General features: G+C 70.4%; 11 protein-coding genes. 10 read left to right on the plus strand and 1 reads right to left on the minus strand.

All coding sequences use genetic code 11. From position 1 onward, the window contains the following. Window positions 1-165: 165 nt before the first annotated feature. From ABZT02_RS33360 to nusB, 4 genes are all read left to right on the plus strand, one after another. Window positions 166-1,071, plus strand: coding sequence for a Pro-rich N-terminal domain-containing protein (locus ABZT02_RS33360; RefSeq protein WP_356024247.1), 906 nt, complete (start codon window positions 166-168; stop codon window positions 1,069-1,071). Between the two features lie 133 nt (window positions 1,072-1,204). Next, entirely contained in the window at window positions 1,205-2,308 is a 1,104-nt protein-coding gene (locus tag ABZT02_RS33365) for an aminopeptidase P family protein (RefSeq protein ID WP_356024249.1), read from the plus strand. Window positions 2,309-2,360: 52 nt separating this feature from the next. Further along, window positions 2,361-2,927 (plus strand): elongation factor P, encoded by a 567-nt coding sequence (efp, locus tag ABZT02_RS33370; RefSeq protein WP_057614159.1) that lies wholly within the window; start codon window positions 2,361-2,363, stop codon window positions 2,925-2,927. 2 nt (window positions 2,928-2,929) lie between these two features. Beyond that, entirely contained in the window at window positions 2,930-3,364 is a 435-nt protein-coding gene (nusB, locus tag ABZT02_RS33375; RefSeq protein ID WP_355756529.1) for a transcription antitermination factor NusB, read from the plus strand. Between the two features lie 184 nt (window positions 3,365-3,548). On the opposite strand, the gene bldD is transcribed toward nusB, so the two are convergent. After that, window positions 3,549-4,049, minus strand: coding sequence for a transcriptional regulator BldD (bldD, locus tag ABZT02_RS33380; RefSeq protein WP_003956405.1), 501 nt, complete (start codon window positions 4,047-4,049; stop codon window positions 3,549-3,551). Between the two features lie 253 nt (window positions 4,050-4,302). Between bldD and pyrR the strand changes: the two genes are divergently transcribed. The 6 genes from pyrR to carB all read left to right on the plus strand — a co-directional run bounded on the left by pyrR (window position 4,303) and on the right by carB (window position 12,277). Next, entirely contained in the window at window positions 4,303-4,878 is a 576-nt protein-coding gene (pyrR, locus tag ABZT02_RS33385; RefSeq protein WP_356024251.1) for a bifunctional pyr operon transcriptional regulator/uracil phosphoribosyltransferase PyrR, read from the plus strand. 87 nt (window positions 4,879-4,965) lie between these two features. Then, window positions 4,966-5,943, plus strand: coding sequence for an aspartate carbamoyltransferase catalytic subunit (locus tag ABZT02_RS33390; RefSeq protein WP_356024254.1), 978 nt, complete (start codon window positions 4,966-4,968; stop codon window positions 5,941-5,943). A 5-nt stretch (window positions 5,944-5,948) separates the two neighbouring features. After that, window positions 5,949-7,235: a dihydroorotase gene (locus ABZT02_RS33395; RefSeq protein WP_356024256.1), complete on the plus strand. Its 1,287-nt coding sequence runs from the start codon at window positions 5,949-5,951 to the stop codon at window positions 7,233-7,235. Next, on the plus strand, window positions 7,232-7,810 hold the full coding sequence (locus tag ABZT02_RS33400) for a hypothetical protein (protein WP_356024258.1): 579 nt from the start codon (window positions 7,232-7,234) through the stop codon (window positions 7,808-7,810). The genes ABZT02_RS33395 and ABZT02_RS33400 overlap by 4 nt, the downstream gene beginning before the upstream one ends. Next, entirely contained in the window at window positions 7,807-8,976 is a 1,170-nt protein-coding gene (carA, locus tag ABZT02_RS33405) for a glutamine-hydrolyzing carbamoyl-phosphate synthase small subunit (protein WP_356024261.1), read from the plus strand. The genes ABZT02_RS33400 and carA overlap by 4 nt, the downstream gene beginning before the upstream one ends. Further along, the gene (gene carB, locus ABZT02_RS33410; protein ID WP_356024264.1) at window positions 8,969-12,277 is read left to right on the plus strand and encodes a carbamoyl-phosphate synthase large subunit; all 3,309 of its coding nucleotides are present in this window, start codon (window positions 8,969-8,971) and stop codon (window positions 12,275-12,277) included. Before carA ends, carB begins: the two co-directional genes overlap by 8 nt. The last annotated feature ends 48 nt before the right edge of the window (window positions 12,278-12,325 follow it).

The raw sequence follows: 12,325 nt of genomic DNA on the forward strand, positions 1-12,325 counted from the left end.
GTAACCAGCGCCGATCAGCCTGACGCGAGCGAGCCGGAGGGGCGCGTCGGAGGCGAGAGGACGAGCGAGCGGAGGCCTTCGGGCCGCGCCCGGTCGGACTCCCGGCACCGACGCGAGCGTCCCGGAGGCGAGCAAGCCGAAAAAGACGAGACGGAGTGGCACCGGATGCAGCACGCAGTGGGTTCTCCGCTGCCGCCGCCCCATCAGCCGGGGCACGGACCGGCCACCGGCTGGTCGCCGGCCGCACACCACCCGGGACCGCATCACCCGGGTGCGCACCAGGGCTCCGCCCCGGTGCCCCCACCGCCGCCGGCACCGGGCTTCTCCCCGGCTCCGGTCCCGCCGACACCACCCCATTCCCAGGCACCGCCGACGCCGCAGCACTCACCGGTCCCGCCCGCGCCGCAGCACTCACCGGGGCCGGTACCCGACACCACCGGCCATGTGCCGCTGCCGCCCGGTGCCCCCGTGGGCGCCCCCAGCACCCCGCCCGTCGCCGCGCCCGACCCCGCGGGCACCACCCTCGCGGTGCTGCTCATCGGTCCGGCGGGCGCCGGAAAGACGAGCGTCGCCAAGTACTGGGCCGACCATCGCCGGGTCCCCACCGCCCACATCAGCCTCGACGACGTACGCGAGTGGGTCCGCTCGGGCTTCGCCGACCCGCAGTCCGGCTGGAACGACCACTCCGAGGCCCAGTACCGCCTCGCCCGCCGCACCTGCGGCTTCGCCGCCCGCAACTTCCTCGCCAACGGCATCTCCTGCATCCTCGACGACGCGGTCTTCCCGGACCGGCCGGTGGTCGGCCTCGGCGGCTGGAAGCGGCACGTGGGCCCAGGGCTGCTGCCGGTGGTCCTGCTGCCGGGCCTGGAGATCGTCCTGGAGCGCAACGCGGAGCGGTCCGGCAACCGCCGCCTGACGGATGAGGAGGTCGCGCGGATCCACGGCCGGATGGCCGGCTGGTACGGCTCGGGTCTGCCGATCATCGACAACTCGCAGATGGACGTACCGCAGACGGCGAGGGTCCTGGACGACGTACTGGCGAGGTCCATCGCGAGCCCGCCGAGCTGGTAGTCGCAGGGGATCCGCACCTGCCCAGGGGCGGGGGACCGCGCGACCAGCCCCCACCCCGCCCGCGGCCGGCAACGAACCCCCACTCGGCCTCTCCCGAACGGCGCCGCACCGCCATGGCTCCTACGCTCGTGTCATGTCAGAGGTGTACGCCACCCGTAGAGCCCGCCTGAGAGACCGCTGCCAGGCCGGCGGCAGCCAGTCCGCGCTGATCTCCCGCCCCGCCAACGTCCGCTACCTCGCGGGCGCCGCCCCCCGCGGCGCCGTCCTCCTGCTCGGCGCCGGTGAGGACGTGCTGCTCTGCCCCGGACCCCTGGACGACCGCACGGACGGCCGTCCCGACGAGGCCCTGCGGCTCCACACCCTGCCCGGCGCCGGTGGCGACCCCGCCGTCGCGGCGGCCGACCTCGCGGAGGCACGGGGCGGGGGGTGCCTCGCCGTCGAGGAACACCACCTCACCGTGGCCCGCCACAGAGCCATCCGCTCGGTCGTCCCGCGCCTGCGCCTCGCCGACCTCGGCGGCGCGGTCGAACAGCTCCGCGTCATCAAGGACGAGGAGGAGATCTCCTGCCTGCGGATCGGCGCCGAGATCGCCGACCAGGCGCTCGGTGAGCTGCTGGAGTCCATCCTGGTCGGCCGCACCGAGCGGCACCTGGCCCTCGAACTGGAGCGCCGCCTCGTCGACCACGGCGCCGACGGCCCGGCCTTCGCCACCTCCGTCGGCACCGGCCCGAACTCCGGCCGCCCCGCCCACCACCCCACCGACCGTCGCGTCGAGGAAGGCGACTTCCTCTCCGTCTGTCTGGGCGCGAGCTACCGCGGCTACCGCTGTGAGATCGGCCGAACCTTCGTCATCGGGACGTCCCCGGCCGACTGGCAGATCGAGCTCTACGACCTCGTCTTCGCCGCTCAGCGGGCCGGACGGGAGTCACTGGCACCCGGCGCCGCCTACCGTGACGTGGACCGTGCGGCACGCCAGGTACTGGAGTCCGCGGGCCACCACGAGGGGCTCCCGACCCTCATCGGACACGGTGTGGGACTGGAAATCGCCGAGGACCCGCAGTTGGCCCCCGCGGCCATGGGTAAACTGGACGCTTGCGTGCCGGTCACCGTCGAACCGGGGGTCCACCTCCCGGGACGGGGCGGCGTCCGGATCGATGACACGCTCGTCGTACGCCCCGAGGCGGACGGCGGACCCGAGCTACTCACCATCACGACCAAGGAGCTGCTCGCACTATAGGCAACGTGCGTGCGCCGGGGTCGTCCACGTCAGTCCAGGAGATTCCGCAACCGTGGCTTCCACGAACGACCTCAAGAACGGCCTGGTGCTCAAGCTCGAAGGCGGCCAGCTCTGGTCCGTCGTCGAGTTCCAGCACGTCAAGCCCGGCAAGGGCCCCGCATTCGTGCGCACCAAGCTCAAGAACGTGCTGTCCGGCAAGGTCGTCGACAAGACGTTCAACGCCGGCGTCAAGGTCGAGACGGCCACTGTCGACAAGCGCGACATGCAGTTCTCGTACATGGACGGCGAGTACTTCGTCTTCATGGACATGGAGACCTACGACCAGCTCATGATCGACCGCAAAGCGGTCGGCGACGCCGCCAACTTCCTGATCGAGGGCTTCACCGCCACCGTGGCGCAGCACGAGGGCGAGGTGCTCTTCGTCGAGCTGCCGGCCGCCGTCGAGCTCGTCGTGCAGGAGACCGAGCCCGGCCTGCAGGGCGACCGCTCCACCGGTGGCACCAAGCCCGCCACCCTGGAGACCGGTCACCAGATCCAGGTCCCGCTCTTCATCACCACCGGTGAGAAGATCAAGGTCGACACTCGCACGAGCGACTACCTCGGCCGGGTGAACAGCTAACCGTGGCTGCCCGCAACACGGCCCGCAAGCGCGCCTTCCAGATCCTCTTCGAGGGCGACCAGCGCGGCGCCGACGTCCTGACGGTCCTCGCGGACTGGATCCGGCACTCCCGGAACGACACCCGGCAGCCGCCGGTGAGCGAGTACACGATGCAGCTGGTCGAGGGCTACGCGGAGCACGCGCGGCGCATCGACGAGCTGATCGCGCAGTACTCGGTCGGCTGGACGCTGGACCGGATGCCGGTCGTCGACCGCAACATCCTGCGTCTGGGCGCCTACGAGCTGATCTGGGCCGACGAGACGCCGGACGCGGTGGTGCTCGACGAGATGGTGCAGCTGGCCAAGGAGTTCTCCACGGACGAGTCGCCCTCGTTCGTGAACGGCCTGCTGGGCCGGCTCAAGGACCTGAAGCCGTCGCTGCGCCGAGACGAGGCGTGAGTCGAGACGCTGAGGCGCTCGACGAGACGCGAATCGCCTGAGGGCCCGCAGCGTGACCGCTGCGGGCCCTCAGGCGTCCTCGTACGTGTGAGCTCCACCAGGCCCGCAGAAAGCCGCCGGGGTGGCCGGAACCGTGAAGTTCCGGCCACCCCGGCGGCACGTTTCTGCTGAGGCTGGGAGCGGCTCAGCTCTCCTCGTGGGACACCGCGCGACGCGCGTCCGCGTCCAGCACGCCCCAGCTGATCAGCTGCTCGGTGAGGACCGAGGGCGACTGGTCGTAGATGACGGCGAGTGTGCGCAGGTCGTCCTGGCGGATCGAGAGCACCTTGCCGTTGTAGTCACCGCGCTGCGACTGGATCGTCGCGGCGTAGCGCTGGAGGGGGCCCGCCTTCTCGGCCGGGACGTGGGCCAGCCGCTCCAGGTCGAGGACCAGCTTCGGCGGGGGCTCGGCGGCCCCGCCCGGAGTGGTGCCGGGCAGCAGCTCCTGCACCGGAACGCCGTAGAAATCCGCCAACTCGGCAAGACGCTGCACGGTCACCGCGCGGTCGCCGCGCTCGTACGAACCGACCACGACCGCCTTCCAGCGTCCCTGGGACTTCTCCTCGACACCGTGGAGGGAAAGGCCCTGCTGGGTGCGGATGGCCCGGAGCTTGGCCCCGAGCTGTTTGGCGTATTCGCTGGACATATAGCTCCCCGGACACTGGATCGACGCGGCCGCAGTGGTTTCGAGCCGCGCGTCTGGTAACTCACTGTGAGGTTACGCAGCGTGACTCTTCTGCGTCAAGCCGAATGGTCCACACCGACTCTTCCGTGAGAGTGGTGGCTGATTGGGCCAAGGGGGTGATCAGGGGCCTCGTTCGGGCCTGATACGGTGGATGGCGCAAATCCGACGTCCTTTAAGGTCCGTCCCGTGAGGCGGAGAAGGAGGTCCGTTTCGTATGGACAAGCAGGACACTTCCGACCTCATCCAGGCGTCCGATGCCCGGCCCGTTCTTGAGGGCCCCGACATCGCACGCGTGCTGACCCGCATCGCCCACGAGATCGTCGAACGCGCCAAGGGCGCCGACGACGTGGTGCTCCTCGGCATCCCCACCCGAGGCGTCTTCCTCGCCCAGCGGCTCGCCGCGAAGCTGGAGGAGATCACCGACCGCACGATTCCGGTCGGTTCCCTCGACATCACCATGTACCGCGACGATCTGCGCATGCATCCGCCGCGAGCGCTGGCCCGTACCGAGATCCCCGGTGACGGCATCGACGGCCGCCTGGTCGTCCTCGTGGACGACGTGCTCTTCTCCGGGCGCACCATCCGCGCCGCCCTGGACGCCCTGAACGACATCGGGCGACCCCGCGCGGTGCAGCTCGCGGTCCTCGTCGACAGAGGCCACCGTGAACTGCCCATCCGCGCCGACTACGTCGGCAAGAACCTCCCCACGTCGTTGCGGGAGACGGTCAAGGTCCAGCTCGTCGAGGAGGACGGTCGCGACACCGTGCTGCTCGGTGTGAAGCAGACCTAGCAGCAGGTGTGCCGGGGCACTTCTTTCGGTGTGCCCTCACCTGCCCGGATCCTCCCGATACCTGAACTGCCTTACGGAGCCTGACAGATGCAGCGTCATCTCATCTCGGCCGCCGACCTCACCCGCGACGACGCCGTCCTTCTCCTCGACACCGCCGAGGAGATGGCCCGGGTCGCCGACCGGCCGATCAAGAAGCTGCCGACCCTGCGCGGCCGCACGATCGTCAACCTCTTCTTCGAGGACTCCACGCGTACGCGTATCTCCTTCGAGGCCGCCGAGAAGCGGCTCTCGGCGGACGTCATCAACTTCACCGCCAAGGGCTCCAGCGTGTCCAAGGGCGAGTCCCTCAAGGACACCGCCCAGACCCTGGAGGCCATGGGCGTCGACGCCGTCGTCATCCGCCACGGCGCCTCCGGGGCGCCGTACCGGCTCGCCAACTCCGGCTGGATCGACGCGGCCGTCATCAACGCCGGCGACGGCACCCACCAGCACCCCACCCAGGCCCTGCTGGACGCGTTCACCATGCGCCGCCGGCTCGTCGGGCGGGACGCCGGGATCGGCCAGGACCTCGCGGGCAAGCGCATCACGATCGTGGGGGACGTCCTGCACAGCCGCGTCGCCCGCTCCAACGTCGACCTGCTGCACACCCTCGGCGCCCAGGTCACCCTCGTCGCCCCGCCCACCCTGGTGCCGGTCGGCGTCGAGACCTGGCCCTGCGAGGTGGCCTACGACCTCGACAGCACGCTCGCCAAGTCCGACGCAGTGATGATGCTGCGCGTCCAGCGCGAGCGCATGAACGCCGCGTTCTTCCCCACCGAGCGCGAGTACTCGCGGCGCTACGGCCTCGACGGTGACCGCATGGCCCGGATGCCGGAGCACGCCATCGTGATGCACCCCGGCCCGATGGTGCGCGGCATGGAGATCACCGCCGAGGTCGCCGACTCCGATCGCTGCACCGTCGTCGAGCAGGTCGCAAACGGAGTCTCCATCCGGATGGCCGTTCTCTATCTGCTGCTCGGTGGAAACGAGCCTGCCGTCAGCCACACCCGTATCGAGGAGAAGTAAGTCACATGAGCAAGATCCTGATCCGTGGTGCGAAGGTCCTCGGCGGCGAGCCGCAGGACGTGCTGATCGACGGCAACGTGATCGAGGCGGTCGGCACCGGGCTGTCCGCCGAGGGCGCCGAGGTCGTCGAGGCCGCCGGCAAGGTGCTCCTGCCGGGCCTGGTCGACCTGCACACCCATCTGCGTGAGCCGGGCCGCGAGGACTCCGAGACCGTACTGACCGGCACGCGTGCGGCGGCGAGCGGCGGCTACACGGCCGTGTTCGCCATGGCCAACACCTTCCCGGTCGCCGACACCGCCGGTGTGGTCGAGCAGGTCTACCGGCTGGGCCAGGAGCACGGCTACTGCGACGTGCAGCCCATCGGCGCGGTCACCGTCGGCCTGGAGGGCCGCAAGCTCGCCGAGCTGGGCGCCATGCACGAGTCGGCAGCCGGTGTCACGGTCTTCTCCGACGACGGCAAGTGCGTCGACGACGCCGTGATCATGCGGCGCGCGCTGGAGTACGTGAAGGCCTTCGGCGGGGTCGTCGCCCAGCACGCGCAGGAACCGCGGCTGACCGAGGGCGCCCAGATGAACGAGGGCATCGTCTCCGCCGAGCTGGGGCTCGGGGGCTGGCCCGCGGTGGCCGAGGAATCGATCATCGCCCGGGACGTCCTGCTCGCCGAGCACGTCGGCTCCCGCGTGCACATCTGCCACCTGTCGACCGCCGGGTCCGTCGAGATCGTCCGCTGGGCCAAGTCCCGCGGCATCGACGTCACCGCCGAGGTGACCCCGCACCACCTGCTCCTCACCGACGAGCTGGTGCGGTCGTACAACCCGGTCTACAAGGTGAACCCGCCGCTGCGCACCGAGCGCGATGTGCTCGCCCTGCGCGAGGCGCTGGCCGACGGCACCATCGACATCGTCGCCACCGACCACGCCCCGCACCCGCACGAGGACAAGGACTGCGAGTGGGCCGCCGCCGCCATGGGCATGGTCGGCCTGGAGACCGCGTTGTCAGTGGTGCAGGAGACCATGGTGGACACCGGGCTCCTCGACTGGGCCGGGGTCGCCGAGCGCATGTCCGTCACGCCCGCCCGCATCGGGCGGGCCACGGGACACGGCCGTCCCGTCTCGGCTGGTGAGCCCGCCAACCTCACGCTGGTCGACACGGAATACCGTGGCTCTGTGGACCCCGCGGGCTTCGCCTCGCGCAGCCGCAACACTCCGTACGAGGGGCGTGAGCTGCCGGGCCGTGTCACGCACACGTGGCTCCGGGGCAAGGCCACGCTCGTCGACGGGAAGCTCACGTGACATCTGAAACCCTGCTGGCCGCCGGTCTCGCAGCCGAGAGGAAGTCGGCCGAGGTCACCGACTGGGCCGCCCGCATCGGCTGGCTCGTCGGCCTCGCCCTCTTCGTCGCGCTCGTCTACTGGCTGATGCGCGAGGGCTGGAAGTGGCGCGGCACGCTCCAGGGCGACCTGCCCGAGCTGCCCGGCGCGCCGGACGACCCCGGCCCGGCGAGACTGGCCATGAGCGGCCGCTACCACGGCTCCACCACCGCCGGGCAGTGGCTCGACCGGATCGTGGCGCACGGCCTCGGCACCCGCAGCCGGGTCGAGCTCACGCTGAGGGACACGGGACTGGACGTCGTCCGCCCCGGAGCGACCGACTTCTTCATCCCGCGCGAGGCCCTGCGGGAGGCGGTGCTCGGCAAGGGCATCGCCGGCAAGGTCCTGACCGAGGGCGGCCTGCTCCTGGTGACCTGGGCGCACGGCGAGCGGCTGATCGACTCGGGGTTCCGCTCGGACCACGCGGCCGAGCACACCGAGTGGATCGACGCCATTAACTCCATGATCAACAAGACGGAAACGGAAGGCGCACGATGACGACCTCCACAAGGGGGGCCTCGAAGGTCCCCGCGGTACTCGTCCTGGAGGACGGCCGGATCTTCCGCGGCCGTGCCTACGGGGCCGTGGGGGAGACCTTCGGCGAGGCCGTGTTCTCCACCGGCATGACCGGCTACCAGGAGACCCTGACCGACCCCTCGTACGACCGCCAGATCGTCGTCGCGACCGCCCCGCAGATCGGCAACACCGGCTGGAACGACGAGGACGACGAGTCCCGCCGCATCTGGGTCTCCGGCTACGTGGTGCGCGACCCCGCGCGCGTGCCGTCCAACTGGCGGGCCAAGCGCTCCCTGGACGACGAGCTGGTCGCGCAGGACATCGTCGGGATCTCCGGCATCGACACCCGCGCCCTCACCCGCCACCTGCGTGAGAGCGGCTCCATGCGCGCCGGGATCTTCTCCGGCGAGGCGATCGCCGCCGAGTCCGAGCTCGTCGCGCGCGTGCAGGCCCAGCCGCACATGAAGGGCGCCTCGCTGTACGAGGAGGTCGCCACCAAGGAGACGTACGTCGTCCCCGCGGTCGGCCCCGACGGCGAAGCCGTTCCGATCGGCAACGCGAGGTTCACCGTCGCCGCGATCGACCTCGGCATCAAGGGCATGACCCCGCACCGCATGGCCGAGCGGGGCATCGAGGTGCACGTGCTGCCGGCCACGGCCACCGCGGACGACGTCTACGCCGTCGGCCCCGACGGGGTCTTCTTCTCCAACGGGCCCGGCGACCCGGCCACCGCCGACGGCCCGGTCGCGCTCATGACCGCCGTCCTGGAGCGCAAGACGCCGCTGTTCGGCATCTGCTTCGGCAACCAGATCCTCGGCCGGGCGCTCGGCTTCGGCACCTACAAGCTGAAGTACGGCCACCGCGGCATCAACCAGCCGGTCCAGGACCGTACGACCGGCAAGGTCGAGGTCACCGCGCACAACCACGGCTTCGCCGTGGACGCGCCGCTCGACAAGGTCAGCGAGACGAAGTTCGGCCGCGCCGAGGTCTCCCACGTCTGCCTGAACGACGACGTCGTGGAGGGGCTCCAGCTGCTCGACCAGCCGGCCTTCTCCGTCCAGTACCACCCCGAAGCGGCAGCGGGCCCGCACGACGCCGCCTACCTGTTCGACCGCTTCGTATCTCTGATGGAGGGCCAGCGTGCCTAAGCGCTCCGATATCCAGTCCGTCCTGGTCATCGGCTCCGGCCCGATCGTCATCGGCCAGGCCGCCGAGTTCGACTACTCCGGCACCCAGGCGTGCCGCGTGCTCAAGGCCGAAGGCCTGCGCGTCATCCTCGTCAACTCCAACCCGGCGACGATCATGACCGACCCGGAGATCGCCGACGCCACCTACGTCGAGCCGATCACCCCGGAATTCGTCGAGAAGATCATCGCCAAGGAGCGCCCCGACGCCCTGCTGCCCACCCTGGGCGGCCAGACGGCCCTCAACACGGCGATCTCGCTGCACGGGGCCGGCACCCTCGACAAGTACGGCGTCGAGCTGATCGGCGCCAATGTCGAGGCCATCAACAAGGGCGAGGACCGCGACCTGTTCAAGGACGTCGTCGAGGAGGTCCGCAAGAAGATCGGGCACGGCGAGTCCGCCCGCTCGGTCATCTGCCACTCCATGGACGACGTCCTCAAGGGCGTCGAGACGCTCGGCGGCTACCCGGTCGTCGTCCGCCCGTCCTTCACCATGGGCGGCGCCGGCTCCGGCTTCGCGCACGACGAGGAGGAACTGCGCCGCATCGCCGGCCAGGGCCTGACCCTCTCGCCGACCACCGAGGTGCTCCTGGAGGAGTCCATCCTCGGCTGGAAGGAGTACGAACTGGAGCTGATGCGCGACAAGAACGACAACGTCGTGGTCGTCTGCTCCATCGAGAACTTCGACCCGATGGGCGTGCACACCGGTGACTCGATCACCGTGGCCCCCGCCATGACCCTCACCGACCGCGAGTACCAGGTCCTGCGCGACGTCGGCATCGCGATCATCCGTGAGGTCGGCGTCGACACCGGCGGCTGCAACATCCAGTTCGCGGTGGACCCCGAGGACGGTCGCGTGATCGTCATCGAGATGAACCCGCGCGTGTCGCGTTCCTCGGCGCTCGCCTCCAAGGCGACCGGCTTCCCGATCGCCAAGATCGCCGCGAAGCTCGCCGTCGGCTACACGCTGGACGAGATCCCCAACGACATCACCGAGCAGACCCCGGCCTCCTTCGAGCCGACGCTCGACTACGTGGTGGTCAAGGCCCCGCGGTTCGCCTTCGAGAAGTTCCCGTCGGCCGACTCCACCCTCACGACCACCATGAAGTCGGTCGGCGAGGCCATGGCGATCGGCCGCAACTTCACCGAGGCCTTCCAGAAGGCGCTGCGCTCGCTGGAGAAGAAGGGGAGCCAGTTCACCTTCGTGGGCGAGCCCGGCGACAGGACCGCCCTGCTGGAGGAGTCCGTACGGCCCACCGACGGCCGTATCAACACCGTCATGCAGGCCATCCGCGCGGGCGCCACGCCCGAGGAGGTCTTCGAGTACACGAAGATCGACCCCTGGTTCGTCGACCAGCTCTTCCTGATCAAGGAGACCGCGGACGAGCTGGCCGAGGCCCCCGAGCTGACCCGCGAGCTGCTCGCCGAGGCCAAACGGCACGGCTTCTCCGACCAGCAGATCGGCGAGATCCGCGGCCTGCGCGAGGACGTGGTGCGCGAGGTGCGGCACGCCCTCGGCGTACGCCCGGTCTACAAGACGGTCGACACCTGCGCGGCCGAGTTCGCCGCGAAGACGCCGTACTTCTACTCCTCCTACGACGAGGAGAGCGAGGTCGCGCCCCGCACCAAGCCCGCGGTGATCATCCTGGGCTCGGGTCCGAACCGCATCGGCCAGGGCATCGAGTTCGACTACTCCTGCGTGCACGCGTCCTTCGCGCTGTCGGACGCCGGGTACGAGACGGTGATGGTCAACTGCAACCCCGAGACCGTCTCCACCGACTACGACACCTCCGACCGGCTGTACTTCGAGCCGCTCACCCTGGAGGACGTCCTGGAGATCGTCCACGCCGAGCGGCAGGCCGGCCCGGTCGCGGGCGTCATCGTGCAGCTCGGCGGCCAGACCCCGCTGGGCCTGGCGCAGGCGCTCAAGGACAACGGCGTGCCGATCGTGGGCACCCCGCCCGAGGCGATCCACGCCGCCGAGGACCGCGGCGCCTTCGGCCGTGTCCTCGCCGAGGCGGGCCTGCCGGCCCCCAAGCACGGCACCGCCACCACTTTCGCCGGCGCCAAGGCCATCGCGGACGAGATCGGCTACCCGGTCCTCGTACGGCCCTCCTACGTCCTCGGCGGGCGCGGCATGGAGATCGTCTACGACGAGACCCGCCTGGAGTCCTACATCGCCGAGTCCACCGAGATCAGCCCCTCGCGGCCGGTCCTGGTCGACCGGTTCCTGGACGACGCCATCGAGATCGACGTCGACGCCCTCTACGACGGCCAGGAGCTCTACCTGGGCGGTGTGATGGAGCACATCGAGGAGGCCGGCATCCACTCCGGCGACTCGGCGTGCGCGCTGCCGCCGATCACGCTGGGCGGCTTCGACATCAAGCGCCTGCGGGCCTCCACGGAGGCCATCGCGCGCGGGGTGGGCGTCCGGGGCCTGATCAACATCCAGTTCGCGATGGCCGGGGACATCCTCTACGTCCTGGAGGCCAACCCGCGCGCGTCCCGCACCGTGCCCTTCACCTCGAAGGCGACCGCGGTGCCGCTCGCCAAGGCCGCCGCCCGCATCTCGCTGGGCGCGACCGTCGCCGAACTGCGCGCCGAGGGCCTGCTCCCGGCCAACGGCGACGGCGGCGAGCTCCCGCTGGACGCGCCGATCTCCGTCAAGGAGGCCGTCATGCCGTGGTCGCGCTTCCGCGACATCCACGGTCGCGGTGTCGACACGGTCCTCGGCCCGGAGATGCGCTCCACCGGCGAGGTCATGGGCATCGACTCCGTGTTCGGCACGGCGTACGCCAAGTCGCAGGCGGGCGCCTACGGCCCGCTGCCGACCAAGGGGCGCGCCTTCATCTCCGTCGCCAACCGGGACAAGCGCTCGATGATCTTCCCGGCGCGCGAGCTCGTCGCCCACGGCTTCGAGCTGCTCGCCACCTCCGGCACGGCCGAGGTCCTCAAGCGCAACGGCATCAACGCCACGGTCGTGCGCAAGCAGTCCGAGGGCACCGGCCCGAACGGTGAGAAGACCATCGTCCAGCTCATCCACGACGGTGAGGTCGACCTGATCGTCAACACCCCGTACGGCACCGGAGGCCGCCTCGACGGCTACGAGATCCGTACGGCGGCCGTGGCGCGGTCGGTCCCGTGTCTGACGACGGTCCAGGCGCTCGCCGCCGCCGTCCAGGGCATCGACGCCCTCAACCACGGTGACGTGGGTGTGCGTTCACTCCAGGAACACGCGCAGCACCTGACCGCGGCCCGCGACTAGCAGCCCTGAGGGGGACACCGGAAACGGTGTCCCCCTCTTCATGAGGAC

Source organism: Streptomyces sp. NPDC005402, assembly GCF_040606575.1.
GTDB lineage: Bacteria > Actinomycetota > Actinomycetes > Streptomycetales > Streptomycetaceae > Streptomyces.

Coding starts and splice junctions, on each gene's coding strand:
- ABZT02_RS33360 (WP_356024247.1), top strand. CDS start 166: ATGCAGCACGCAGTGGGTTCTCCGCTGCCGCCGCCCCATCAGCCGGGG.
- ABZT02_RS33365 (WP_356024249.1), top strand. CDS start 1,205: ATGTCAGAGGTGTACGCCACCCGTAGAGCCCGCCTGAGAGACCGCTGC.
- bldD (WP_003956405.1), bottom strand. CDS start 4,049: ATGTCCAGCGAATACGCCAAACAGCTCGGGGCCAAGCTCCGGGCCATC.
- pyrR (WP_356024251.1), top strand. CDS start 4,303: ATGGACAAGCAGGACACTTCCGACCTCATCCAGGCGTCCGATGCCCGG.
- ABZT02_RS33390 (WP_356024254.1), top strand. CDS start 4,966: ATGCAGCGTCATCTCATCTCGGCCGCCGACCTCACCCGCGACGACGCC.
- ABZT02_RS33395 (WP_356024256.1), top strand. CDS start 5,949: ATGAGCAAGATCCTGATCCGTGGTGCGAAGGTCCTCGGCGGCGAGCCG.
- carA (WP_356024261.1), top strand. CDS start 7,807: ATGACGACCTCCACAAGGGGGGCCTCGAAGGTCCCCGCGGTACTCGTC.